This is a genomic window from Neorhizobium sp. NPDC001467, assembly GCF_050275975.1.
GTDB lineage: Bacteria > Pseudomonadota > Alphaproteobacteria > Rhizobiales > Rhizobiaceae > Neorhizobium.
The window spans coordinates 1-25,897 of record NZ_JBNNPS010000006.1 but is presented as its reverse complement, the minus strand read 5'-3'; the positions used below and the strand labels follow the sequence as shown (position 1 = coordinate 25,897).

The following is a 25,897-nucleotide window of genomic DNA, read 5'->3' as shown; positions in this document are numbered from 1 at the left end:
AGCTCTACACACGGTGATGAGGCAAATTGCGCTGTCAGGTCATAATTGAGGGATCAAAGGTGCGGCACATATCTCCAAGCCGATGCGGCGGGCTTCTAGCCCTGACGCCTGACAAAGTCAACGCTTGGTAAATCCTGCAACCGGAACGAACCCCGATCGGCCGTGAAACCAGCGCCTGTCGACGTCCGAATGGGTCAGCCGGAAGCCGGAATTTTTGCCATCGCACGCTTTTCGCGCCGCCGTTGCACCGAGGATGGGATGTTCATCGCCTCGCGATATTTTGCAACCGTACGGCGAGCAAGATCGACCCCGGCCTTCTTCAGACTGATAACAATGTCGTCATCGGAAAGGACCGCTTCGGCGGTTTCCTGGGCAATCATCTGGCGGATGCGGTGGCGCACCGCTTCAGCCGAGTGAGCGTCGCCGCCGGCACCCGAACCGATCGATACGGTGAAAAAATATTTCAGTTCGAACAGCCCACGCGGCGTCAGCATGTATTTGTTGGAAGTGACGCGGCTGACGGTCGATTCGTGCATCTTGATGGCGTCCGCCACCGTTTTCAGGTTGAGCGGCCGCAGGTGCTCGATGCCGTGCACGAGAAAGGCGTCCTGCTGGCGGACGATTTCGGTCGCCACTTTCATGATGGTGCGGGCGCGCTGGTCGAGACTGCGTGTCAACCAGTTGGCGTTCTGGAGACATTCGGAAAGAAATGCCTGACCGTCGCTCTGCCGGGTTACCGTCTTGGAAACCGTGCGGAAGTAGCTGTGATTGACCAGAACGCGGGGAAGGGTGTCGGGGTTGAGTTCGATCGCCCATCCCCCGTCGGCACCCGAACGCACCACGACATCCGGCACGATCGCTTCCGAAACGACGGTGTCGAAGCGGCTGCCGGGCTTGGGATCGAGTTGGCGGATTTCCGCCAGCATCTCTATGAGATCCTCGTCCTCGACGCCGCACAGCCTGCGGAGCGTCGCAAAGTCGCGCTTGGCCAGCAGGTCCAGATGTTCGATAAGCGCCTGCATGGCCGGGTCGTAGCGGTCTTTCTGTTTCAGCTGGATCGCCAGACATTCGCCAAGCGACCGCGAGAATATGCCAGGCGGATCAAGCGTCTGCAGGCTTCGAAGAACGTTTTCCACGAAAGCGATCCCGACGCCCAGGCGCTCGGCGATTTCCGCGGTATCGGCCTGCAGATAACCTGCATCGTCCAGCTGATCGCTCAGGTGCCGTGCAACCACGCGCTCGTTGATGTCGCTCAGCAGGAGCGGAACCTGCTGAGCGACGTGGTCGTGAAGGCTAACGCGTGCGGCGACGAAATCGTCGAGTTCGTAGCTTTGACCGCCTTCGCTGCCGGGCATCGACTTCCACTGGCTTATCAGTTCGGGCGCATCGGGCCGTGCCTGCGGCAGGTCGTCGGGAAACACGTTCTCAAAACTAACATCCAGCTGCTCGACGAGATGGGCACCGCCAAGGCCGTGGCGGCTGTCGTACCATTCGGACTGATCGTCTTCGCCGCCAGAAGCTGCGTCCCGATCCTCGCCTTCGTGGTCGTCGCGCAGAGGGGCAGCCTCTGCGCCGGGGGCGATGCCATGCGTATCGTTCTGGGCAAAATCGGTGTCGAGGGCGGCGACATCGAGCAGCGGGTTCTTTTCCACTTCCTGCGCGATGAACTGGGTAAGCTCGATATGCGTCATCTGAAGCAGCTGGATCGACTGCATCAGTTGCGGCGTCATGACGAGCGACTGGTTCTGTCGCAGAAAAAGGCTGGCGGACAAGGCCATGATGAACGCGAAACTCCCGGACGGTCTCCCAGTCGTGGGTTTTGTCCGGCGCTCTGCGACGGAAATCCTCACTTGGCCCGAAAATTGCGTTTTATACGGGTTTGGTCAAGCGCCGACAACTGGCGGTGCCGGATTCCTGTCGTCATCATCAACGATCAGAGGCTGAACTTGTCGCCCAGATAGAGCCGGCGCACGTCGGCATTGTTGACAATGTCGTCGGCGCGGCCATGCGTCAGAACCTCGCCGGCATGGATGATATAGGCACGGTCGATCAGGCCGAGCGTCTCACGCACGTTATGGTCTGTAATCAGAACGCCGATGCCGCGCGCGGTCAGATGGCGCACGAGGTTCTGGATATCGGAGACGGAGATCGGATCGACCCCGGCAAAGGGTTCGTCAAGCAGCATGAAGGCCGGATCGGTGGCAAGCGCACGGGCGATTTCGAGACGACGCCGCTCGCCGCCGGACAGTGCCACGGCCGGCGACTTGCGCAGCCGTTCAATGTGGAATTCTTCCAGCAATTCGTCGAGCTTGCGGGCGCGCTTCTTCCTGTCCTTCTGATGAACCTCAAGAACGGCAAGGATGTTTTCCTCGACCGTCAGTCCACGAAAGATCGACGCTTCCTGCGGCAGGTAACCGACACCCAGCCGCGCGCGGCGATACATCGGCATTCTGGTCACATCGTTCCCATTGATGGCGATCATGCCGAGATCGACGCCGACGAGGCCGGTGATCATGTAGAAACACGTCGTCTTGCCGGCACCGTTCGGTCCCAGCAAGCCGACGGCTTCGCCACGCCGCACGACCAGCGACACGCCGTTGACGACGCGTCTGCTGTCATAGGTCTTGGTCAGGCCATGGGCGATCAGCGTGCCTTCGTACCGCGCCTTGTCGCGCGGGTCGAACGGTTCCGGCTGGCCCGGCTTCGGCTGTTTGGCAAAAAGTTTTTTCACGGGGGCGCGCGCGGTTACTGCTGGGGCTTCGATTTCGGGTCGAGCAGGATCTGCACGCGGCCGCTGGGGCAGGGATTGAGCTTGGCTTCCCCGGTCTTCATCAACACGGTCAGCTTGCAGCCGCGAAACACGTTCGGCCCGTCGGACAGCACCACCTGCTTGCCGGTCAGAACGAAAGTCTGCGACGCCATTTCGAACTCACCGTTGTCGGCGGTAGCGTTCTGTTCGCCCGAGGTCAGATGCACCGTGTCTTCGAGAAAGATCTTGTCGATCTGCGTGTCGCCGGCGGTCACCGATGAACCTTCGCCCAGATAGATCACGGTCATCTTGCCGGCGCGCATGGTCGTGGTGCCCTGCACCACACGCACATTGCCGGTAAAATAAGCCTTCTTTTCGGTATCCTGGATCTCGAGCTGGTCGCTTTCGATCTGGATCGGCTTGTCATTGGAGAGGGTCATTCCTTCCATGCGCGTTGATGACTGCGCAAGCGCCGGACTGGCGAGAAAACAGGCCGCAAGTGCAGCCGGAACGGTCGTCGAGATCAGGAAGCGGCGAAGGGTCATGGCCGGGCTCTATTTGTTCTGGTTGTTGAGCGAGGCGGCTTCGAGATCGACCCGGACCCCGCCCGTGAAGGTAATGGTTTTTCCCTTATCCGTTATCTTCATCGAGTCTGCAACAATAGACGCTTCCGCCGTGGAGATTGTTATCGTATCTGGCGTATCCAGCGTTCCGGCCTTCACATCCATATTGGCAGACTGGAATTTCGCTGTCAGCCCGTTGCTGAGATTGACGTCGAAAGGTGCCGTCAGCTGCATGCGGTCGGTGGCCCGGTCAAAAAGGCCGGCACTTGCCACGACACGGGCGATCACGTCCTTGCTCATCGGCATCGCTGCCTTGACGTTTTCAAGCGAGATCATGTTGGGATTCTGAAGGTCCTGCAGCGCGCGCGATGCCGTCATGGAATAGCTCACGCCATCGTCGTTGCGTCCTGCAATGGCCGGGCTTTCCATGACGATCTTTCCGTCTTCTATCGTGGCGCTCTGGATCGTCAGGTTTTCCGGAAGAAACGTGCGGATGAATGAGACGCCGATAAAAATCAGCGAAATGACCAGCGCCGCGACCGGCAGCAGCACTTTCAGCTTCTTCACACGCGCCGAATGCGCCAGAGCCAGACGATAGGCTCGGCTCTGCCGCAAGGCGGCACTATCGGCGGAAGCGGAGGGGTCGAGGGTCTGCAGCGGGTTTCTCCAGGCACGCGGTCTTGCGTCCGCATTCTTATTGAAGGGCTACGGGATCAGGCAGCCGGCTCATGCACCGTGAATATGGCAATTCGTCATCAACAAACAATAATGGATGACACAAATACGTGTACTCGCATTCGCAGGCGCTGCCAAGCGTGCGTTCGACCACCTTATTTTGGCGGCGGCGGAACACTTCTCTTGATTTTCGACGCGCCGGGTCCTTTTTTGCCAGAAGGGTTCTAGAAGCCGGACAGACCACCTGAGGGAAGACGATTATGGATGACATGGCCTATGCCGATCGACGCCGCCTGCGCCGCAAGCTGACATTCTGGCGCGTTGCCGCGTTCGCCCTCGTCATCGCCATCGGCTTTTCCGCCTACAGCTTTTTCGCGGGCGATAAAAAGGGCACGGTGCGCCCGCATGTCGCCCATGTCGAAATCACCGGCATGATCACCGACAATACCGAACTTCTCGACCGTCTGGATGCTATTGCCAAAAACGATCAGGTGAAGGCGCTGGTCGTCTCGATCTCCTCTCCGGGGGGCACGACCTATGGCGGAGAGCGTCTGTTCAAGGCGATCCGCGCCGTTTCGGAAAAGAAGCCGGTCGTCTCCGACGTGCGCACGCTTGCCGCGTCGGCGGGCTACATGATCGCTTCTGCCGGTGACATGATCATTGCCGGCGAAAGTTCGATCACCGGTTCGATCGGCGTCATTTTCCAGTATCCGCAGGTCGATGAGCTGATGCGCAAGCTCGGCGTGTCGCTCCAGGAAATCAAGTCGGCACCGCTCAAGGCCGAACCGTCGCCCTTCCATCCGGCAAGCGAGGAGGCCAAGACGATGATCCGTTCGATGATCATGGACAGCTACGACTGGTTCGTCGATCTCGTGGCCGAGCGACGCGGCCTGTCGCGTGAAGAGACGCTCAAGCTTGCCGATGGTTCCATTTTTACCGGCCGCCAGGCGCTCAAGGCGAAATTGATCGACCAGCTCGGCGGCGACGCGGAAATCCGGGCCTGGCTGGAGACCAAGGGTGTTTCGAAGGACTTGCCTGTCGAGGAGTGGAAAAAGAAGGACAACGGGTCCTTCTTCTCGCTGCCGACCGCTGCGATTTATCTGGCGCGGCTGATGGGCGTGGAAACCGGTCTGACGCCGGAGACAATGCGCCAATGGGGCACTGACAAGTTGTTTCTTGACGGTCTCGTTTCCGTTTGGCAGGTTGGCAGTGACAGATAATTCAATGATTTCTGGGGGACGATCGTGATTAAGTCGGAACTGGTGCAGATCGTCGCGGCCCGCAACCCGCATCTTTATCACCGTGATGTGGAAAATATCGTCAACGCCGTTCTCGACGAGATCACTGACGCGCTTGCCGCCGGCAACCGCGTGGAACTTCGCGGCTTTGGCGCCTTTTCTGTCAAGAACCGCCCCTCGCGCTCCGGTCGCAACCCGCGCACGGGCGAAACGGTCTTTGTCGAGGAAAAGTGGGTGCCATTTTTCAAGACAGGCAAGGAGCTGCGCGAGCGACTGAACCCCGATCTCGCCGACGAGGAAGATGCCGACTGAGCCTCACGAGGCCGGCGTCGTCGCTTGAAAATCTGCTCTTCGGGCCTAGCTCATGAAGGCGGCCGCATGGGTGGCTGCGGCGGAGCATGAATTCACGCCAGTTCGGAATGATGAGAGGGACCATGACGAAGGTTAGAAAAATCGCCAATCTCGTGATTTTCGTACCGCTCGGCATCCTGCTGGTCGTGCTTTGCGTGGCCAACCGTCAGAGCGCAACCTTGGCGCTCAATCCTTTCCAGCCGCAGGACAGCATTCTGTCGGTCTCGGCGCCGCTTTTCGTCCTGATGTTCCTGTCGGTGATTTTTGGCATGGGCGTCGGCTCCATGGTGACCTGGTGGAATCAGGGGCGCTACCGCAAGCAGGCCCGCACCGAGGCCCGCGAAGCAATCAAGTGGCAGCAGAACGGCAAGCCGTCGATCTCGCCGGTCGAGGCAAAGCAGTTGCGGATCAAGTGAGCTTCGCTGCAACGGAGGCGCCGTCCGGTTTCGACGGTTGACCACTCACGGCATCATTGAAATCCGAAAAGAACCGGGCGGCCAGACGTTGGGTGGCGCTGCCGATCAGTTTTGCACCGAGCTGCGCCAGTCGCCCGCCGAGTTCCGCTGCCGCCACGTAACGCAGGATCGTCTCGTCGCCATCCTCGATCAGTTGCACATCGGCAGCCCCCTGCGCAAAGCCGAGAATGCCGCCCTTGCCCGCCGCCGATAACCGGTAGCTTGCGGGGGCGTTGACATTCGAAAGCGTGATTGTTCCGGAGAAATTGCTGGCGACCGGCCCAAGCTTGATCCGGATGACGGCCGCAAGTTCGTGCTCCGACTGCCATTCCAGGCTCTTGCAATGAGGAATGCAGCGCTTAAGGATTTCGGCGTCGTTGAGCCCAGCCCATACCCTGTCGCGGTGCGCGGCAATGCGTTCCTCACCGGTTACATTCATGGGGCTGCTCCTTCTCAGATGCGGTCATGCCGTTCATTTCCGTCTTTTGTCACCTATCTGCGGAAGGGAAAGCCCTTTGCCAAGGGGCGCGGCAATGCTATTTGCACGCCAGATAAAGGAAGGCCCGACCGGATCGGCCTGATCGTGCTCGGGAAGACACCATGAAGAACAAGGAAAGGCGACCGGGATCGCGCCCCGGCGAGAAGCCGGCCGGCAGGACAGCGGGCAAAGGCTCCAGTCTGCCCGCAGGCAAATCGTCGGGCAAGTCCAGCGGCAAGCCGACGGCCACGTCGCGCCCTGAACGTCCGGCCTCAGTACGGTCCGCGGCTCCGAAAATCGCGCCCGGACCGCAGAAGTCCGGTCGTCCAGCAACGCAACGTGCGGAGCCCAAGCCGCGCCATCCACGCAGCGAACACGCGCAGTTCGGCAATCTGCGTGAAGCCGAGGCACGCCAGGCGGCTACAGCCGAACAGCGCCCGATGATCGAGCGCGATGGCGAGCGTCCGCCCGAGCGCATTCCAGTCATTCTCGAATCCACCGGTGCCGGTGATTTTCATCTGATCGATACCGGCAATGGCCTGAAGCTCGAGCAATACGGCCCCTACTGCATCGTGCGCCCGGAAGCGCAGGCGCTGTGGAAGCCGGCTCTGCCCGACCATGTCTGGGATGATGCCGATGCCGTCTTTACCGGCGATACCGACGAGGATGGCATGGGTCGCTGGCGTTTCCCCAAAAACGCGCTTGGCGAAACCTGGCCGCTCGCGCTTCTCGGCATCGATTTCCTCGGCCGTTTTACATCTTTCCGCCATGTCGGCGTGTTCCCGGAACAGATCGTCCATTGGGCCTGGGTCAAGGAACAGCAGGAGAAGGCCGATCGCCCGCTGAAAGTGCTGAACCTGTTCGGTTATACCGGTGTGGCCTCTCTGGTCGCGGCGGGTGCCGGCGCCGAGGTCACCCATGTCGATGCCTCAAAAAAGGCGATCGGCTGGGCCCGCGAAAACCAGGCGCTGGCCGGCCTAGACCGCGCGCCGATCCGCTGGATTTGCGAGGACGCCATGAAGTTCATCCAGCGCGAGGAACGTCGCGGCAGCAAGTACGACATCATCCTCACCGATCCCCCGAAATTCGGGCGCGGGCCGAATGGCGAGGTCTGGCACCTGTTCGAGCACCTGCCGAACATGCTGGATATCTGCCGTGAACTTCTGTCTCCCAAGGCTGTCGGCCTTGTGCTGACCGCCTATTCCATCCGCGCCAGTTTCTATTCCATCCATGAATTGATGCGCGAAACCATGCGGGGCGCCGGCGGCGTCGTCGAATCGGGCGAACTCGTCATCCGCGAAGCTGGCATAGACGGCAAGGATCATGGCCGCGCGCTCTCCACCTCTCTCTTTTCCCGCTGGGTGCCGAAATGACCGAAGACTATCGTTCCGATTTCAGGCGGGAAGGCCCGCGCCGCGTCGGCCAGGTGAAGGAAGTCACCAGCCTTGCCAATCCGATCGTCAAGGACATCAAGGCACTGTCGGACAAGAAGACCCGCGAAGAAACCGGGACCTTCATGGCCGAAGGCCTGAAACTGGTCATCGATGCGCTGGAACTCGGCTGGAAGATCCGTACGCTGGTTTATGCCAAGGCTGCCAAGGGCAAGCCGCTGGTCGAGCAGGTGGCGGCAAAGACCGTCGCCAATGGCGGCCTCGTGCTGGAAGTCAGTGAAAAGGTCCTGTCGTCGATCACCCGCCGCGACAATCCGCAGATGGTGGTCGGCATCTTCGAAAGCCGGTGGACCCGCCTGTCGGACATCCGCCCGGAAAACGGCCAGACCTTTGTGGCGCTGGACCGCGTGCGCGACCCCGGCAATCTCGGCACGATCATCCGCACGGCCGATGCTGCCGGCGCATCCGGCGTCATTCTGGTCGGCGAATGCACCGATCCGTTTTCGCTCGAAACCGTGCGCGCCACCATGGGCTCGATCTTTGCGACGCCGCTCATCCGCACCTCGGTCGAAGAATTCCTGTCCTGGCAGAAACACGCCGGCACCGAGCTCGTCGCCACGCACCTTGCCGGTACTGTCGACTATCGCAGGGTCGATTACTCGAAGAAGCCGGTGGTGATCCTGATGGGCAACGAGCAGTCCGGCCTTCCGGAAAACCTGGCCAAATCAGCCACGCGTCTGGTGCGCATCCCGCAGCAGGGCCTGGCGGACAGCCTCAATCTTGCGGTGGCGACGGCGGTCATGCTGTTTGAAGCCCGTCGACATCTCCTGGAAATCTGAAAAGGACCGGCATGAGCGAACCCGCCAGCCCCAGCCCGATTGCACGCCCGGCGCTTCTTTCGCGGCCGTTGCCGATTGCGATCTTCATCGTCGTCGCGCTGATCCTTGACCAGATCATCAAGATCGCGGTCGATCATTACCTGCCACTTGAACAAGCCGTGCATGTCATGCCCATGCTGGCGCTCTACCGCACCTATAATACCGGCGTCGCCTTCTCGATGCTGGATCACATGGACGGCTGGTTCATCGTCAGCATGCGGCTTGCAATCTGCGCCTTCGTCATCTGGCTATGGCGTCGCACGCCCGCAGACCGCACATTCGCCCATGCCGGTTTCGCGCTCATCATTGCCGGCGCGCTCGGGAACCTGTTCGACCGTTTCCTCTATGGCCACGTGATCGATTACGTTCTGTTCCATACATCGACCTGGTCGTTTGCTGTCTTCAACCTTGCCGACAGCTTCATCACCATCGGCGCCGGCTGCGTCATTCTCGATGAAATCTTAGGCTCAACAAGGAAGAAGACCGCAGGGCCTGAAAACTAAAGCGTTAACCTTCGTCCGAAAGCATTCGGAAGGAAGCGCATGCTAATTGTCGGGCATGCGCAAGATAGCCGACATGCAAAATCGACTGATCGCTGCCTTCGGCGTCCCGGCGCCGACCGAAGAAGGGCGCGCGAACGAAAACGCCGCGGCTCCGGTTGCCTTTTCTAGGACCTCTCCTTCCACAGCGCCGCCGCCCAGTCCGGCCTGGCTGAATTTTTTCACCCGCCTCGGCAGCCACCGCGAAACGGCGCCGACCGTCACCATCTCATCGGCCGACCCCGCCGGCCTTGCCGAAGCCCTGGGTGAAGTCGCCGTAACCCGTAGCGCCAACGGCCGCATCATCACCGCCAATGGCGTCTTTCGCCAGTTGACGGGTCGCGATGCGCCCCAGGGCAGCACGCTCGAAGAACTTGGTTTTCGCGCCTGCGCCCAGTCCAGCCAACAGATCGATCTATCCGAGCCGACGCTCGGCGGCCGCGATATCGAGATCGACAGGCCGGCCGGTCCGCGCATCCTGTGGTGGCGCGATGTGTCGGTCGGCACCGAAGAGCATGGCACCATCCTTTACGGCTTTGCCCGCGACGTGACCGAGGAAAGAATGGCGCGCCAAGCGCAGGAAGTTGCCCGGCTCAAGGCTGAAGCACTAAACCTGACCAAATCCCGCCAGCTTGCCACCGTCGTCCATGAATTGCGCACGCCGCTTAACGGCATTCTCGGAATGGGCCAGCTGCTCGGCCGAACGCATTTGTCGCCCGAACAGCAGAACTACAATGGCGGCATCCGCCAGGCCGGGCAGGCGCTAGCCCAACTCGTCGATGATCTGCTCGATTATTCCACCATGGAAGCCGGCCGCTTCAAGCTCAATACGCGCGCCGAAAACCTTCGGCAACTGATCGAAAGCGTCGTGGAAATGCTTGCTCCGCGCGCGCATGAGAAGCAGGTGGAAATCGGCGCCACCGTCATGTCCGACCTGCCGGACCTGCATGATTTCGATCCGGCCCGTCTACGCCAGGTCCTGTTCAACGTCATCGGCAATGCGGTGAAGTTCACGCAATCCGGCGGCGTGCTGATCCGCGCCTGGCCGGATGCACAGAATGTCGTGATCACTGTATCCGATACCGGGCCTGGCATGACGGCGGAGGAGCAGGCGCGCATTTTCGGCGAATTTGAACAGGCCGGCTCGACCGAGGCGCGCAGCGGCGGCACCGGCCTCGGCATGGCCATTTCGCACCGTATCGTTCAGGAATTCGGCGGGTCCTTGGTCGTCGATAGCGAGAAAGGCATCGGCTCCACCTTCACCATCCGTTTGCCGCTGCCGCCGACGGAAAGCGCCGCTGCCTTTGTCGAGGCCGCAAGGCCGATGTCTTCGGGCCGTGCCGAAGCCCTGCGCGCGTCGCGCGTGCTGCTGCTCGCGCCGGAAGGTCCGTCCTCGGCGGCGATCGCGGGCATGATCGAAACGCTGGGCGGCACCTGCGTCCAGGTCGCCGGCATTGCAGAGGCGGAACGACTGATCCGGGACGCTGGTACACAGGCGGATCGCTTCACCGATCTCATCGTCGATCATCGTCTCGCCGGCGGTCCCGCCGAAGGGTTCGATCAGGAAGGCCTACGCCGTATCCTTCTGGTCAATCCGGAGGATCGCGGCAGCCAGCCGCAACAGCTATACGACGCCTGGCTCATCCGCCCGTTGCGCGAGCGCACGCTGATCGATGTCCTTCGCGGTCGTCTGGGTGGACGCGACGCGGCCGTGCCGACGCATGCGCAACCCGCCGCGCAGGAGCACGATGAAACAGTGACAGAATCGTCGGGCGGCCTGTCGATCCTGCTTGCGGAAGACGATGCCGTCAGCGCCAAGCTTTATTCGACCATTCTCACGCGTGCCGGCCATAGCGTCACATGCGTCGCGGACTTCTCTGCACTTCTGAGCGCTGCCTGCGGCGAGACCCCGCCGGATCTCGTCATCTCCGACATGCACATGCCGGGTGGCGAAATCGCGCCCACGCTTACGGCCATCGCTGCCAGCGCCAAGGGACGGGGTGATAGCTTGCCTGTCATAATCCTCACCGGGGAGGGGCGTCTCAGCCAGCATGTGCAGGCTCTTTCGGCAGGAGCGAGCCATGTCATGGAAAAGCCTGTCTCGCCCGACAGACTGAACGACGTGGTGCGGCAATTCGGAACAGCTGCCATGCGTCAGGCATCTTGACGCCGCCCGCCAATGTGACAAAGACTGTCACGGCAGTGTCGCATGGAAATGATTTATGACAGCCATCGAAGCGCTATCACGGGCGAAAAAACATGACTGTCGAATTGCTGACTCGGGGCGTCATCATCGAAACTAACCAGGTTGTCCCGCAGGCCGCTGCGGGCACGGACGTATTCGGCAGGATAGGCACGCTCGAAACCCGCCTCGCTCGCACGGCGCGGGAGATCGATGCCGCCCAGGCCGTCCGTTACCGCGTTTTCGTCGAGGAAATGGGCGCACAGCTGCCCGCCGAGGCCATGCGGCGTCAGCGCGACGTCGACAGTTTCGATGAGATCTGCGACCATCTTCTCGTCATCGATCACGCCATCGAGGGCGATATCGAGGATCAGATCGTCGGCACCTATCGCCTGCTGCGCCAGGAAGTGGCAATGGCCCATGGCGGCTTCTACTCGGCGTCGGAATTTAATCTCGCACCGCTTCTGGCGCGCCATCCCGGCAAGAGGTTCATGGAACTCGGCCGTTCCTGCGTTCTGCCCGATTACCGGACCAAGCGCACCGTCGAGCTTCTCTGGCAGGGCAACTGGGCCTATGCGCTGAAACACGGCATGGACGCGATGTTCGGCTGCGCCTCCTTCCCCGGCATCGATCCGCAGGACCATGCGCTGGCGCTCTCCTTCCTGCACCATAATTCGCGGGTGAACGGCGAGTGGATGGTCTCGGCCCAGCCGGATCTCTACCGCAACATGGACATGGTGCCCGCGGAGGAAATCAATCCGCGCCAGGCGCTGTCGGCCATGCCGCCGCTCGTCAAGGGCTACCTGCGGCTCGGCGCCATGATCGGCGATGGCGCTGTGGTCGACCAGGCCTTCAACACCACGGACGTGTTGATCGTGCTGCCGATCGCGGTGATTTCTGGCCGCTACATCAACCACTTTGGCGCCGATGCCGGGCGGTTCGCGAGCTAGTGCGATCCTCTCTATCGAACCGGCCGGTCGGTTTTCATCTTGAGCATTCGTTGTGCCGAGGTCATGGATACTGTGACCTCGGCACAATTTGTTACATGCCGGCGTTATAGGCAGCAATCGCCGCCATATTGACGATGTCGCTGTCCTTGGCGCCCATGGGCGCGATCTGTACCGATTTGTCGAGACCGACCAGCAACGGTCCGACCAGCGTGGAGCCGCCGAGTTCCTGCAGCATGCGGGTGGAAATCGCTGCGGAGTGAATGGCCGGCATGACCAGCACGTTTGCCGTGCCGGAAAGACGGCAGAATGGGTATTGCTGCTGCATGCGTTCCAGGTTGAGAGCCACATCGGCTCCCATCTCGCCGTCATATTCGAAATCGAGCCTCTGGCCGTCGAGGATTTTCACCGCTTCGCGCACGCGTTCCGACCGTTCGCCGACGGGTTGACCGAAGGTGGAATAGGCAAGCATCGCCACCCGCGGCTCGTGCCCCATACGCTTGGCCAGGTGGGCTGCTTCAATGGCGATTTCGGCCAGATCGTCTGCCGTCGGCATGTCGTGGACGGCCGTGTCGGCGACGAAGACGGTGCGACCGCGTGCAAGCACCAGCGATACGCCGATCACCTTGTGCCCGGGCTTGGCGTCGATGCAGCGGCGCACGTCGGAGAGCGCGGTCGCGTAGTTGCGGGTCGTCCCCGTCACCATGGCATCGGCATCGCCCAGTGCCACCATGCAGGCAGCAAAATGGTTGCGGTCGTTGTGGATCAGGCGCTGTACGTCGCGCTGGAGATAACCCTCGCGCTGCAGGCGTTCGTAGAGATAGTCGATATAGGCTTCGACACGGTTGGAAAGACGGGCATTGACGATCTCTATGCCCGGGCGATCGAGTTCGATGCCGGCCTTTTCCGCCGTTGCACGGATCACGTCGTCACGGCCGAGCAGGATGGCAGTTCCGAGATCCTGGGCGATGAAGGACACGGCGGCCCGCATGACCTGTTCCTCTTCGGCCTCGGCGAAAACGACGCGTTTGGGCGACTGACGGACGCGTTCGAAAATGCTCTGCGTGCTCGCCGCGATCGGATCGCGCCGTGCCGAAAGCTGGCGGCCATAGGCGGCGAGATCGGTAATGTCGCGCCGCGCCACGCCGCTTTCCATCGCAGCCCTCGCAACCGCCACCGGAATGGCCGAGATCAGGCGCGGATCGAACGGCACGGGGATGATATATTGCGGTCCGAAGCGCGGGCGCACACCCTGGTAGGCGGCGGCGACGTCATCCGGCACGTCTTCGCGGGCGAGATCGGCCAGTGCCTGCGCGGCGGCGATCTTCATCGCTTCGTTGATCTGGCTGGCGCGCACATCCAGCGCCCCGCGAAAGATGTAGGGAAAACCGAGCACGTTGTTGACCTGGTTCGGATAGTCAGAACGGCCGGTCGCCATGATTGCGTCGTCACGAATGCGCGCCACCTCTTCCGGCGTGATTTCCGGGTCCGGGTTGGCCATCGCGAAGATGATCGGCTGGTCCGCCATCGAGCGGATCATCTCTTCGGTAAAGGCACCCTTCTGCGACAGGCCGAACACCACGTCGGCGCCCTTCATCGCATCTTCCAGCGAACGCCGGTCGGTCTTGGCCGCATGCGCGCTCTTCCACTGGTTCATGCCCTCGCTGCGGCCCTGATAGATTACGCCCTTGGTGTCGCAGAGAATGATGTTTTCCGGCGCAAACCCCATCGCCTTGATGAGTTCGATACAGGCGATTGCGGCAGCGCCTGCGCCGTTGCAGACCAGTTTGGTGGTCTTCAGATCACGGCCGGTCAGCTCCAGCGCATTAATGAGACCGGCGGCTGCAATGATCGCCGTGCCGTGCTGGTCGTCATGGAAGACGGGAATATCCATCAGTTCGCGCAGTCGGCTTTCGATGATGAAACATTCCGGCGCCTTGATATCCTCAAGGTTGATCCCGCCAAAGGACGGACCGAGATAACGCACGCAGTTGATGAATTCCTCGACATTCTCGGTGTCGACCTCGAGATCGATACTGTCCACATCGGCAAACCGCTTGAAAAGGACCGACTTGCCTTCCATGACGGGCTTTGAGGCAAGCGCGCCCAGATTGCCAAGACCGAGAATGGCGGTGCCGTTCGAAATCACCGCAACCATGTTTCCGCGGGTCGTGTAATCATAGGCAGTTGCCGGGTTTTCGGCGATCGCCTTGACCGGTACTGCAACGCCGGGAGAATAGGCCAGGGACAGGTCGCGCTGCGTTGCCATAGGCTTGGTGGGCGTAATTTCCAGCTTGCCGGGACGGCCGGTGGCATGAAAATCGAGCGCTTCGCGGTCGGTTACCGACATGCGGTTCTTGGTGCCGGGCGCTTGTCTGTCTGCGGCCATCGTGTTTCCGTTTCCCTATGCTCTATCAGTATCATGTGGGCAGAAGGCCGGATTGCCGCTGCCATTGTTGTCTTTCCGGGGCCATCATCGATAAGGTCGCCTTTTCCCGGAAGCAACACAAAACGGACCATCGATTTGCAACGCCTGCCGACCGACACGCTCGATACTGCCCGCCTGCTCACCGAGGAAAGCCGCGCCTCGGCGACCCCGATGATGGAGCAGTATATCGAGATCAAGGCCAACAACCCCGGCTCGCTGCTGTTCTATCGCATGGGCGATTTCTACGAGCTGTTCTTCGATGATGCCGTGGAGGCCTCGCGGGCGCTGGGCATCACGCTCACCAGGCGCGGCCTGCATATGGGTCATGACATTCCCATGTGCGGCGTGCCGATCCACGCGAGCGACGATTATCTGCAGAAACTGATCTCGCTCGGGTATCGCGTCGCCGTCTGCGAGCAGGTCGAGGACCCGGCGGAAGCCAGGAAGCGTGGCTCGAAATCAGTGGTGAAGCGTGATGTCGTGCGGCTCGTCACGCCCGGGACGCTGACCGAGGAAAAACTGCTGGTCGCTTCCGAATCGAACTATCTGATGGCTCTGGCCCGCATTCGTGGCACCGGCGACCAGCAGATGGCGCTGGCCTGGATCGATATTTCCACCGGCGTTTTTCGTCTTGCGGAAACCGACTCCACCCGCCTGCTGGCCGATATCCTGCGAATCGAGCCGCGCGAGCTCATCCTCGCCGATACCATCTTCCATGATCCGGATCTGAAGCCGGTCTTCGACGTGCTCGGCCGCGTTGCCGTGCCGCAGCCTGCCGTGCTGTTCGACAGTGCCATGGCCGAAAGCCGCATCACCGGCTATTTCGGCGTGGAAACGCTCGACGGTTTCGGCACGTTTTCACGGGCCGAACTCGCAGCGGCCGCAGCGGCTGTCGCTTACGTCGAAAAAACCCAGATCGCGGAGCGTCCGCCGCTCGGCCGGCCCGAGCGAGAAAGCGGCGCCTCCACCCTGTTCATTGACCCCGCCACCCGCGGCAATCTGGAACTGACAAGGACGCTCGCCGGCAGCCGTGACGGCTCACTTCTGAAAGCGATCGACCGCACCGTTACCGGCGGTGGCGGCAGGCTTCTGGCCGAGCGGTTGATGTCGCCGCTGACCGACCCTGACGCCATCAACCGCCGGCTCGATTCCGTCTCCTTCCTGATCGACGAACCTTCGCTCTGCGGCGATCTGCGCACCGGGCTGAAACATGTGCCCGACATGCCGCGTGCGCTGTCACGTCTGGCGCTCGATCGAGGCGGCCCGCGTGATCTCGGCGCCATTCTGACCGGTTTGCGAGCAGCGCGCACGGTCGGCGAGAGCCTGTCGAAAGTCATGCTGCCGCCAGAGCTCGAGGAAGCCATGTCCTTCCTTGCCGCTTTGCCGGATGACGTCGAGACCCTTCTCTCCGCCTTGCTTTCGCAGGATTTGCCGCTTCTCAAACGCGATGGCGGCTTCGTCGCCGATGGCGCCTATGGGGAACTCGACGAAGTCCGCGGCCTGCGTGACCAGTCCCGAAAAGTGATTGCCGGCCTGCAACTGCAATATGCCGAGGAAACCGGCATAAAGTCGCTGAAGATCAAGCACAACAACGTGCTCGGTTATTTCATCGAGGTCACCGCCGGCAATGCCGGCCCGATGACGGATACGCCGGAAGCCAAGGCCCGATTCATCCATCGCCAGACCATGGCCAACGCCATGCGCTTCACCACGACGGAACTTGCCGATCTCGAAAGCCGCATCGCCAACGCCGCCGGCCAGGCGCTGACGATCGAGCTTGAAGCCTTCACCCACATGACGCAGGCGGTCACTGGCGCGGCCGAAGCCATCAAGGCGGGCGCTCGCGCGCTTGCCGTCATCGATGTCGCCGCCGGTCTTGCCATGCTGGCCGAAGAATGGGCCTATCGCCGTCCGATCGTCGATAACAGCCGCATGTTTGCCATCGAAGGTGGACGCCACCCGGTGGTCGAACAGGCGTTGCGCCGCCAATCGGCCGCACCGTTCATTGCCAATGAATGCGATCTTTCGCCGCGCGACGGAGGGGAATTCGGGGCGCTATGGCTGCTTACCGGTCCCAACATGGGCGGTAAGTCGACCTTCCTGCGCCAGAACGCACTGATCGCCATTCTGGCCCAGATGGGATCCTTCGTGCCCGCAGCCTCTGCCCATATCGGCGTGGTCGACCGGCTGTTTTCCCGCGTCGGCGCATCGGACGATCTGGCGCGCGGCCGCTCCACCTTCATGGTGGAAATGGTCGAGACCGCCGCCATTCTCAACCAGGCGACCGACCGCTCGCTTGTGATCCTTGATGAAATCGGCCGCGGGACCGCGACGTTTGACGGCCTGTCGATTGCCTGGGCTGCGGTGGAACACCTGCACGAGGCCAATCGCTGCCGCGGCCTGTTCGCCACCCATTTCCACGAACTCACGGTCCTGTCGGAAAAACTCACCCGCCTGTCCAATGCCACCATGAAGGTGCGGGAATGGGATGGAGAGGTGATCTTCCTGCATGAAGTCGGGCCCGGCGCTGCCGACCGATCCTACGGAATCCAGGTCGCTCGACTTGCCGGCCTGCCGGATGCGGTCGTGGCGCGTGCCCGTGACGTGCTGACCAAGCTCGAAGATAGCGATCGAAAGAACCCGGCAAGCCAGTTGATCGACGACCTGCCGCTGTTCCAGGTTGCCGTACGGAGGGAAGAAGCCCGGCGTGGCCCGTCCAAGGTCGAGGAGGCGCTGAAGGCGCTTAACCCGGACGACATGACTCCCCGCGAGGCGATGGATGCGCTTTATGCGTTGAGGAAGCAACTGGCGGCGAAGTAGGAGCGCATTGGCAGATCGTGCCATTCTGCTATGATAGGCTTCGCAACCGCACCCGCGAGGCCCAGCCATGTCCACCCGAAATGTCGTCCTGACCGATCAAAACGCGGAGGTCATCGATCGGCTGGTGAAATCCGGACGATATCAGAACGCCAATGAGGTTTTGGACGAAGGGCTGCGGTTGGTGCAGGATGAGGAACGGATTCACGCGCTGGAGCTCGAATTTCTGCGTCGCGAATATGCATTGGGCGAAGCGAGTGGGGAAGCCGAGGAAATAGACTCTGTTCAGTTTTTGCAGGAGTTGCAAGCCGAGCGACGTTCCGGTCGTGGCTAGATACCGGTTATCTCCCCCGTGCCAAAAGTCAGCTGCAAAATATCTGGCGATATCGCCATACACAATCAGACGGCAGCCAACAGCCTCCTAAACCGCCTCTTCGATAGGTTCGATCAAGCGGCATCCCATCCCATGATCGGTGTAGCTCGGCCAGATATTTCGGCGGATGCGCGTATGCTTGTCGAAGGACGTTACATCGCAATCTATCGGCCAACCGATTATGACGTCAGGATTGTCACCGTCGTTCACGGGATGCGTGATCCCACAAGGTGGCTCGCGTAAAAACTCCGCTTACCCTTCATCCTCGACGAACCGCCCGAAATCGAACGCGCCTCCATGGGCCATCGGCCGCTGCGCCACGGTTTCGGTCGCAGCCCCCGGCTCGGTCTCCAGCGAACGTTTCACCAGAATGGGCGGCTTCATCGTGAGAGTCTGACCAGGCGAAAGCAGTGCCCAGTGGGTGAGCGATCGGATCGCGACGGGCTCGGCCGAGGCCGTCCCGTTGACCGGAACGGCCTCCTTGAGCACGCGGATCTTTGCAAGATTCTGACGGATGGCCGGATCGCCAAACGGCTTGGATCGCGGCGTCGGCAGAACCGGACGTGGGGCGGGGATGGGCCCGATCGATGCGACGACGATAGGATCGGGTGGAAGATCGGTGGTCTCGACGGTCTTGGGGCGTGGCGAAGGCACCGGAATGGCCGCCATCAGCAATTCGACCTGCTTTTCCTCGCGCTTGTCGGCAAACTCCGCCTTTTCCTTCGGGCTGCCGCCAAACCTGCCCTGCATGTCCAGCGCCGCCTGTGCGCGGCTTTTGGGCGTCGGCAGCATGGCCGTTACAAAGCCGCTGTCATCGGCGTCACGCGAGCGGCTCCGCGTCATCACCGGTCCCGCATTGTCGTCGTCATCCTCTGCGGTCGCAGCAATTTCGATCGAACGCGGACCGATGCGGCGCTTGTAGTCGGCAAGCGCCTGCTGGTAGCCGGGCAGCGGCCGGCCACTGGTGGGCAGGTGCAGCGTGCGCCCATCGGGAAAGAGCTTTGCCAACTCCGTCCGCGACATGCGCGGCCAGGCGCGCACGCTGCCGACATCGAGATGCACGAAGGGCGAGCCGGATGTCGGGTAATAACCGACGCCACCGACCTGCATCTGCATCGCGGTGGCGCGCAGGGTGGAAATTTTGACGCCCGGGATATAGAAATCCATGGCTTTGCCCAGCATGTGCTGGCTCTTCTTGGCGACACCCGAAGACCGGGAGCGGCCGCGTAGCATGCCGTTGGTTGCCGGCGACCGATAGGCCGATACCACGTGAATATAGTCTTTGGCATTCACCCGGTCATAGACCTCCCACACGAGATCGAGCAGGCGCGGATCCATCTTGGTCGGCTCGTTACGCCGCCAGTCCCGCAAAATGCGGTTGATCCGGTTAAGCCCCGCCGGATCGAAGCGGCCATTGCGCTTGTAGGTAATTTCGGCGCGCTCACCGGTATGGGTGAAGTAGAGTTTCAACGACCGGGTTTCGGCGGCCGCGATACCGCTCGTGGCACCCAGCATGGGCAGCGCCAGCAAAGCCGCCGTCAATCCTCTTGCCCGACGCGTCGCGAACCGACGCATGCGGTCCAGCGTGTTTCGGCAGGAAACGGTGGCGACCGAAACGCCGTGCAGGAAATCGAACGCCATCATGATCACAATCCGGACTACGCGGGACATCTGACGCCCTCAAGAGCGCCGCGGGATCACCCGTTATGGTCAACAAATTCCTAATAAGAGGTTAGCCGACGCCGCCTTTGAACGGGGCGTGACCGCAGCGCCCTCATCGGGACTGGCCAACCCTCATGACTGCGATTATTGTTGCATCGCAACATCCCATCGATCCTTCACCAACGGAGATCCTGATTGTCGCAGCCTGAAAGCCGTCGCGGCCGATCGGCATCCCTTCGGCCGCCCGTTGCGGGTCGTCGCAGCGCGCGCCTGTCGACGAACCTTCCGCAACCATACAATCGTCACATTGACGGTTCGAAAGACGGACGCTCGGGAATGGCCGCAAGCCAGACTTGAGAAGCCGGAAATCCGCCTATTTCCTTCCGCGAAACCCCAAAGCTCCGGAGCTGCCATGAGCGTGAGTTGGACCGATGCCGCCATCCTTGGACTTGTTCAGGGACTGACCGAATTTCTTCCGGTCTCCTCCAGCGCCCACCTGCGCATCCTGGGAGAGTTCCTGCCTTCCGGCACCGATCCTGGCGCGGCCTTCACCGCCATTACCCAGCTCGGCACGGAAGCGGCGGTGCTCGTCTATTTCTGGAAGGATATTCTCGGCATCGCCACCGCATGGCTACGGCAGGTGTTTCGCCAGGGCGATTACGACAGGGATGCCGCCCGCATGGGCTGGCTTATCGTCATCGGCTCTGTGCCGATCATCGTGCTCGGCCTTCTCTTCAAGGACACGATCGAACACGGGCTGCGCAACCTCTATATCACCGCCATCATGCTCATCGTATTCGGTCTCATTCTCGGCTGGGCGGATCGTATCGGCAAAAAGAAATACGGTCTGAAGCAGCTGATCTGGCGTGACGGCGTCATTTTCGGGTTTGCCCAGGCAATGGCGCTCATTCCAGGCGTGTCCCGCTCCGGCGGCACGATCACTGCCGGCCTGCTGATGGGCTATACCCGTGAAGCTGCCGCCCGTTATTCCTTCCTGCTCGCGGTGCCGGCCGTGTTCGGCTCGGGGTTCTACCAGCTCGTCAAGACGATGGGCGAGGAAACCGCTGTTGCCGCCGGCCCGACGGCACTCGCAACCCTGATCGCCTTCGTGGTGGGTTACGCCGTCATCGTCTGGTTCCTGAAGCTGGTCTCCACCAAGAGCTACATGCCGTTCGTATGGTATCGTCTGGTGATCGGCGCTGTGCTTCTGGCGCTGCTGTTCGGGGGCGTGGTCAACCCGATCTGATGAAGCTTTGGGGGCGGTCGATACCGTCCCCCAACCGGCAGGAATCATGTCAACGATAGCGTCATGATAACTTACGCTTTCACCGGTTCCCTCGCTTTCCGATCGAGCCAGGCAAAGGTGTCAGCGCCGGGCCAATGGCGCCGGCGAGCATTCACGCGATCTACAAATTCGCCACCGGACCCGGGGGCAGACGCGGATAGGGATGGGTTCGAACAGCATCCCTGGATGCGCGGCCTCGTCTCCTATGCTATAACCTTATCCGGCCAACCAAACTCTGCCGTCATCTCCGGGGCGCCGCCTTGCTTACCATTCCCCTGCCGTTCTTCGCCGGCCTCGTTTTCGTGCTGACCTTGCACGGCAGCCTCAGGGGCGTTGACCTGCCGGGAACCCGCAAAATCTTCAACGCCTTTCTGGTGCTTTATGCAGCCCAGTGCATCGGTATCGGTCTGCGCTTTGGCTATGGCGTCGACAGCCTCGTGCCGCTTCTGCCGGTTACGGCGTCAGCCATGCCGCCGCTTTCCTACCTCGCCTTCCGTAACCTCACCGCTTCGACCATCCGAATGCCTTGGGTGCACGTCCTACCGCCGCTGGCTGTCGCGCTTGCCGTTGCATTCGTGCGTCCGCTTGTGGATCTCCTGCTGTTGCTCACCTTCGTCGGTTACGCCATCGCGCTCTTTCGCATCACGCGGGCGGGGTCCCACGAGGTGATGGCGGAAGCCGCCTTGCAGCGCATGCAGCCAGCCTTTCGCGCCGCCAGACTGACCGCCGCTCTCATGCTGTTCTTTGCGCTGAGCGATGGGGCGCTGGCAATATATGCGGAAAATTATGGCAATGCCGACGTCCCGCTGGCCGTTTCGCTGATGAATCTCGCCGCCATCGCCGCAGTCCTAGCCTATTACCTCCGGCCGCAGGTGCCGCAGCCTGCACCCAGGCCGGCGACGGGCGGCGCGCCCGCGGCCTGCCCGGAGGATGTTGCCGTTCTCACCCGGGTTTCGGCGGCTCTCGAAACGTTGTTTGCTGATGAGAACCTCAGCCTTGCGCGGCTGTCGCGCAAGGCCGGTCTGCCGGCACGCGAGGTGTCGGCCGCCATCAACCGCAGCACCGGGCTCAATGTCTCACAATTCGTCAATAATCGCCGCGTTGCCGAAGCCTGCCGGCTGCTTGATGAAACGACCAAATCGGCAACCACGATCCTGTTCGAGGTCGGGTTCTCAACGAAATCGAATTTCAATCGCGAGTTCCGCCGCGTCACCGGCAAAAATCCGCGCCAGTGGAAGGCACGCGATACCGGCACGTCTGGCGCGCAGGCCGAAGGGGTTGATCTTGTTGCGCAGAGGCAACAAGTTGGAAACGTGCAGCAGGCATAATCATGCGCAATAAGGTGCGTGAATGAGGTCGAGGCCCGCAGATGAGACGCGTGGCGACCCGGCACCGGTAGGAAGACATGGCCAGACCCGATACCGATTTTGAAGAACTGCTCGATGTCGCCAGGCTGAAGGCCGATATCGAGGCCATCGCCACCGCCCATGCCGGCAAGCCGGCGGAAATGCGCGCAGCCCTTTTGCCGCTTCTGCGCGCCGTCAACACGCAAGGCCGCAACAAGGCACGCACCCTGCTGGAAGCCACCAAGGGCGGCGGCATCTTGTGTGCAGAACGGATTTCCTGGCTGCAGGACCAACTGATCGTCGCCATCCATGATCTGGTCGAAGCGCATGTCTATCCGCAAGCAGCCGGTGCTACGGCGATTACCGCCGTTGGCGGCTATGGCCGCGCCACGCTGGCGCCGGGCTCGGATATCGATCTCCTCTTCCTGTTGCCGTCCTCCAGCACCGATGCCATGCGCAAGTCGGTGGAATTCCTGCTTTACGTTCTGTGGGATCTCGGTTTCAAGGTCGGCCACGCGACGCGCACCGTGGAGGAATGTATCCGTCTGTCGCGCGAGGACATGACCATCCGCACCGCCATTCTGGAAACCCGCTTCATCTGCGGAAAACAGTCGCTGGCGGAAGAACTGGATACCCGGTTCGATCGCGAGATCATCCACAATTCCGGCCCCGATTTCATTGCCGCAAAGCTTGCGGAACGCGACATGCGCCACCAGAAGGCGGGCGATACCCGCTATCTGGTCGAACCGAACGTCAAGGAAGGCAAGGGGGGGCTGCGTGATATCCAGACCCTGTTCTGGATCGCCAAATATCATTACGGCGTGCGCGATGCGGCTGCCCTCGTCAAGCGCGGGGTGCTGTCGCGCGCGGAATTGCGCCTGTTCGAAAAGGCCGAGGACTTTCTTTGGGCGGTGCGCTGCCACATGCATTTTCTGACCGGCAAGGCGGAAGAGCGCCTGTCCTTCGATATCCAGCGCGAAGTGGCGGCCGCCATCGGATATAATGCGCGTCCGGGGCTTTCGGCCGTCGAACGCTTCATGAAGCATTATTTTCTCGTGACCAAGGATGTCGGCGATCTCACCCGTATCCTCTGCGCGGCGCTCGAGGAAGAGCAGGCAAAGCCCGCGCCCGGCCTCACCGGCGTCATCACCCGTTTCCGTTATCGCACCCGCAAGATTGCCGGCAGCAGCGAATTCGTGGAGGATCGCGGCCGTATCGCGCTCGCCGATCCCGACGTATTTCGCCGCGATCCGGTCAGCCTCATCCGCTTTTTCCATGTCGCCGATCTGGCCGGACTGGAATATCACCCCGACGCGCTGAAACAGGTCAATCGCGACCTGCGGCTGATCGATAACAGCCTGCGCGACAACGAGGAGGCGAACCGCCTCTTTCTCTCGATCCTGACCTCGCCGCGGACGCCGGGCATGACGCTGCGTCGCATGAACGAGGCCGGCGTTCTGGGTCGTTTCATCCCCGAATTCGGCAGGATCGTCGCCCTTATGCAGTTCAGCATGTACCACCACTATACGGTGGACGAGCACCTCATCCGCGCGGTCGACGCGCTGTCGGATATCGACAAGGGCAAGTTCGGTGACGAGCATCCGCTGATCAACAAGCTGATGCCGACCATCGAGGATCGCACCGCACTTTACGTGGCGGTGCTGCTGCACGATATCGCCAAGGGCCGACAAGAGGATCATTCGATCGCCGGCGCCCGCGTGGCGCGAAAACTCTGCCCGCGTTTTGGCCTCAACCCCAAGCAGACGGAACTGGTCGTGTGGCTGATCGACCAGCATCTCCTGATGTCGATGACGGCGCAGACCCGCGATCTCAACGATCGCAAGACGATTACTGATTTCGCTGAACACGTGCAGTCGATGGAGCGGCTGAAGGCGCTGCTCATCCTGACGGTCTGCGATATTCGCGCCGTCGGTCCGGGTGTGTGGAACGGCTGGAAGGGCCAGTTGTTGCGCACGCTATACTACGAGACCGAGCTTCTCCTGTCCGGCGGCTTTTCTGAAAGCTCGCGCAAGGACCGCGCCAGGGCCTCGGAGGAGGCGCTGGTGGAAGCGCTCGATCAGGGATGGACCATGAAGGACCGCAAGACCTACGGCCGCATGCATTACCAGCCCTATCTGCTTTCCGTGCCGCTGGCCGATCAGATACGCCATGCCGAATTTATCCGCGATACCGACAAGGCCGGCCGCGCGCTCGCCACCATGGTGCGCACCGACAGTTTTCGCGCCATTACCGAAATCACGGTCCTGGCGCCCGACCATCCGCGCTTGTTGTCCATCATCGCCGGCGCCTGCGCGGCAGCCGGTTCCAACATCGCCGACGCCCAGATTTTCACGACCAATGACGGTCGTGCGCTCGACACCATCCTCGTCAGCCGTGAGTTCACCGACGATGCCGACGAGTTGCGCCGCGCCGGCACGATCGGCCGCATGATCGAGGACGTGCTTTCGGGCAAGAAGCGGCTGCCTGAAGTCATCGCCTCGCGCGCCAAATCCAAGAAGCGCAACAAGACTTTTTCCGTTCACCCGTCGGTCACGATCTCCAACACGCTGTCCAACAAGTTCACCGTCATCGAGGTGGAGTGCCTCGACCGCGTCGGCTTGCTTGCGGAAATCACCGCCGTGCTGTCGGACCTGTCGCTGGATATCAAGTCGGCGCACATCACCACGTTCGGCGAAAAGGTCATCGATACGTTCTATGTGACCGATATCGTCGGCATGAAGATCGCCAACGAGAACCGCCAGGCGAGCATCGTTGCCCGCCTGAAACCGGTGATGAACGATCAGGACGACGAGCTGCGCTCCCGCATGCCCTCGGGGATCATCGCGCCGGAACCCGCGCCCTCGGAAGCCTCGACGCCGGATCTGGGGCCGGGGAATGCGCCAAGGTTGAAGGGGTGAGGATGAGGATGTGTGGGTAATGGCGCGAAAGCGCCAGGAGCGGACATTTGCTGGCTTCAGCTTGTCATCTTTCCAGTCCACCAATTTGCGTCTTGAGCCACGCCGGGCAAATGAAGGCCATTGGCGGACAACGCTATCGGCCCCCCATCGCTGTAGCCGACCAAGGCCGCGATATCCATTGCCTCTTCTAATTCCAGCGCAGAGAGCACCGTCGATAATTTAGTGTCAGGGAGAGCGGTATCTCGCTTGGCCAAAACGTAGCGGCTCGGGTATGAACCCCAGAGCCTCTCAGCATTTTCGAAATGTAGTTTGATAGCTCGATGATCAACTTGATGTTTTGTCGATCCGTCAACAGCACAATCCACCAGCGTCCAGCCCTGCTTAAAAAACACTGTCAGAGGCTCAATCTGCAGCGCATCGTTGTATAGAAGCTTCTTCACAGGCCGACCCTCTGGCAAAGATCGCACTGTGATAACGGAGAATTTGCGGGCGCGTCAAAGCCGAGTAGTGAAAAATGGTCTGCAATGGGCCGAGGCTGTGTGAAAACACCAGCGCATCCCATGGTATTTCGTCATCGAGCTTGGTCTGGCGGGATTGGTTAGATTTTGCGCCTATCGGATGC

23 protein-coding genes are annotated in these 25,897 nt (G+C 61.3%); 14 read left to right on the top strand and 9 right to left on the bottom strand.

The annotated features are described in order from the left end of the window. Positions 1-194: 194 nt before the first annotated feature. The 4 genes from rpoN to lptC form a co-directional block, all read right to left on the bottom strand. Entirely contained in the window at positions 195-1,778 is a 1,584-nt protein-coding gene (gene rpoN / locus ACQKKX_RS13565) for an RNA polymerase factor sigma-54 (protein ID WP_427571235.1), read from the bottom strand. Between the two features lie 155 nt (positions 1,779-1,933). Continuing rightward, positions 1,934-2,731 carry an LPS export ABC transporter ATP-binding protein gene (lptB, locus tag ACQKKX_RS13560; RefSeq protein WP_427571233.1) on the bottom strand — a complete coding sequence of 266 codons (798 nt, stop codon included), beginning with the start codon at positions 2,729-2,731 and terminating at the stop codon, positions 1,934-1,936. Positions 2,732-2,745: 14 nt separating this feature from the next. Further along, a complete protein-coding gene (locus ACQKKX_RS13555; protein ID WP_427571231.1) occupies positions 2,746-3,294 on the bottom strand; it encodes an LptA/OstA family protein in 549 nt (182 codons plus the stop codon). A 9-nt stretch (positions 3,295-3,303) separates the two neighbouring features. Then, positions 3,304-3,927 (bottom strand): LPS export ABC transporter periplasmic protein LptC, encoded by a 624-nt coding sequence (gene lptC, locus ACQKKX_RS13550; RefSeq protein ID WP_427571229.1) that lies wholly within the window; start codon positions 3,925-3,927, stop codon positions 3,304-3,306. A 320-nt stretch (positions 3,928-4,247) separates the two neighbouring features. Between lptC and sppA the strand changes: the two genes are divergently transcribed. From sppA to ACQKKX_RS13535, 3 genes are all read left to right on the top strand, one after another. After that, the gene (gene sppA / locus ACQKKX_RS13545) at positions 4,248-5,207 is read left to right on the top strand and encodes a signal peptide peptidase SppA (protein ID WP_427571227.1); all 960 of its coding nucleotides are present in this window, start codon (positions 4,248-4,250) and stop codon (positions 5,205-5,207) included. Positions 5,208-5,231: 24 nt separating this feature from the next. Next, positions 5,232-5,537 carry an integration host factor subunit beta gene (locus ACQKKX_RS13540; RefSeq protein ID WP_306837888.1) on the top strand — a complete coding sequence of 102 codons (306 nt, stop codon included), beginning with the start codon at positions 5,232-5,234 and terminating at the stop codon, positions 5,535-5,537. A 122-nt stretch (positions 5,538-5,659) separates the two neighbouring features. Beyond that, complete coding sequence (locus ACQKKX_RS13535; RefSeq protein ID WP_427571224.1) at positions 5,660-5,992, top strand: LapA family protein; 333 nt, start codon at positions 5,660-5,662, stop codon at positions 5,990-5,992. Here ACQKKX_RS13535 and ACQKKX_RS13530 read toward each other — a convergent pair. After that, on the bottom strand, positions 5,985-6,470 hold the full coding sequence (locus ACQKKX_RS13530; RefSeq protein WP_427571221.1) for a CoxG family protein: 486 nt from the start codon (positions 6,468-6,470) through the stop codon (positions 5,985-5,987). The genes ACQKKX_RS13535 and ACQKKX_RS13530 overlap by 8 nt on opposite strands. 161 nt (positions 6,471-6,631) lie before the next feature. Between ACQKKX_RS13530 and ACQKKX_RS13525 the strand changes: the two genes are divergently transcribed. The 5 genes from ACQKKX_RS13525 to ACQKKX_RS13505 all read left to right on the top strand — a co-directional run bounded on the left by ACQKKX_RS13525 (position 6,632) and on the right by ACQKKX_RS13505 (position 12,449). Further along, positions 6,632-7,882: a class I SAM-dependent methyltransferase gene (locus ACQKKX_RS13525; RefSeq protein ID WP_427571219.1), complete on the top strand. Its 1,251-nt coding sequence runs from the start codon at positions 6,632-6,634 to the stop codon at positions 7,880-7,882. Continuing rightward, positions 7,879-8,739: a TrmH family RNA methyltransferase gene (locus tag ACQKKX_RS13520; RefSeq protein ID WP_427571217.1), complete on the top strand. Its 861-nt coding sequence runs from the start codon at positions 7,879-7,881 to the stop codon at positions 8,737-8,739. The genes ACQKKX_RS13525 and ACQKKX_RS13520 overlap by 4 nt, the downstream gene beginning before the upstream one ends. Positions 8,740-8,750: 11 nt before the next feature. After that, entirely contained in the window at positions 8,751-9,281 is a 531-nt protein-coding gene (gene lspA / locus ACQKKX_RS13515) for a signal peptidase II (RefSeq protein ID WP_427571215.1), read from the top strand. A gap of 73 nt (positions 9,282-9,354) precedes the next feature. Continuing rightward, positions 9,355-11,484 carry an ATP-binding response regulator gene (locus ACQKKX_RS13510; protein WP_427571213.1) on the top strand — a complete coding sequence of 710 codons (2,130 nt, stop codon included), beginning with the start codon at positions 9,355-9,357 and terminating at the stop codon, positions 11,482-11,484. Between the two features lie 92 nt (positions 11,485-11,576). Then, entirely contained in the window at positions 11,577-12,449 is an 873-nt protein-coding gene (locus tag ACQKKX_RS13505; protein WP_427571212.1) for a GNAT family N-acetyltransferase, read from the top strand. 91 nt (positions 12,450-12,540) lie between these two features. Here ACQKKX_RS13505 and ACQKKX_RS13500 read toward each other — a convergent pair whose 3' ends face one another. Continuing rightward, entirely contained in the window at positions 12,541-14,835 is a 2,295-nt protein-coding gene (locus tag ACQKKX_RS13500) for an NADP-dependent malic enzyme (RefSeq protein ID WP_427571211.1), read from the bottom strand. A 210-nt stretch (positions 14,836-15,045) separates the two neighbouring features. Here ACQKKX_RS13500 and mutS point away from each other — a divergent pair, with 210 nt between their 5' ends. From mutS to ACQKKX_RS13485, 3 genes are all read left to right on the top strand, one after another. Continuing rightward, positions 15,046-17,694: a DNA mismatch repair protein MutS gene (gene mutS, locus ACQKKX_RS13495; RefSeq protein ID WP_427571593.1), complete on the top strand. Its 2,649-nt coding sequence runs from the start codon at positions 15,046-15,048 to the stop codon at positions 17,692-17,694. 67 nt (positions 17,695-17,761) lie between these two features. Beyond that, positions 17,762-18,025, top strand: coding sequence for a type II toxin-antitoxin system ParD family antitoxin (locus ACQKKX_RS13490; protein WP_427571210.1), 264 nt, complete (start codon positions 17,762-17,764; stop codon positions 18,023-18,025). Between the two features lie 18 nt (positions 18,026-18,043). After that, positions 18,044-18,307 (top strand): type II toxin-antitoxin system RelE/ParE family toxin, encoded by a 264-nt coding sequence (locus ACQKKX_RS13485; protein ID WP_427571209.1) that lies wholly within the window; start codon positions 18,044-18,046, stop codon positions 18,305-18,307. Positions 18,308-18,316: 9 nt separating this feature from the next. On the opposite strand, the gene ACQKKX_RS13480 is transcribed toward ACQKKX_RS13485, so the two are convergent. Then, entirely contained in the window at positions 18,317-19,708 is a 1,392-nt protein-coding gene (locus ACQKKX_RS13480) for a DUF882 domain-containing protein (RefSeq protein ID WP_427571208.1), read from the bottom strand. A gap of 430 nt (positions 19,709-20,138) precedes the next feature. Here ACQKKX_RS13480 and ACQKKX_RS13475 point away from each other — a divergent pair, with 430 nt between their 5' ends. From ACQKKX_RS13475 to ACQKKX_RS13465, 3 genes are all read left to right on the top strand, one after another. Beyond that, entirely contained in the window at positions 20,139-20,972 is an 834-nt protein-coding gene (locus tag ACQKKX_RS13475) for an undecaprenyl-diphosphate phosphatase (RefSeq protein ID WP_427571207.1), read from the top strand. 299 nt (positions 20,973-21,271) lie between these two features. Next, on the top strand, positions 21,272-22,339 hold the full coding sequence (locus tag ACQKKX_RS13470) for a helix-turn-helix domain-containing protein (RefSeq protein ID WP_427571206.1): 1,068 nt from the start codon (positions 21,272-21,274) through the stop codon (positions 22,337-22,339). Positions 22,340-22,416: 77 nt separating this feature from the next. After that, positions 22,417-25,275, top strand: a complete 2,859-nt coding sequence (locus ACQKKX_RS13465) for a [protein-PII] uridylyltransferase (RefSeq protein ID WP_427571205.1) — start codon at positions 22,417-22,419, stop codon at positions 25,273-25,275. A 56-nt stretch (positions 25,276-25,331) separates the two neighbouring features. Here ACQKKX_RS13465 and ACQKKX_RS13460 read toward each other — a convergent pair whose 3' ends face one another. Continuing rightward, on the bottom strand, positions 25,332-25,715 hold the full coding sequence (locus ACQKKX_RS13460; protein ID WP_427571204.1) for a hypothetical protein: 384 nt from the start codon (positions 25,713-25,715) through the stop codon (positions 25,332-25,334). Further along, positions 25,678-25,897 (bottom strand): hypothetical protein (locus ACQKKX_RS13455; RefSeq protein ID WP_427571203.1); only part of this gene is annotated, 220 nt, incomplete at its 5' end. The genes ACQKKX_RS13455 and ACQKKX_RS13460, both read right to left, overlap by 38 nt.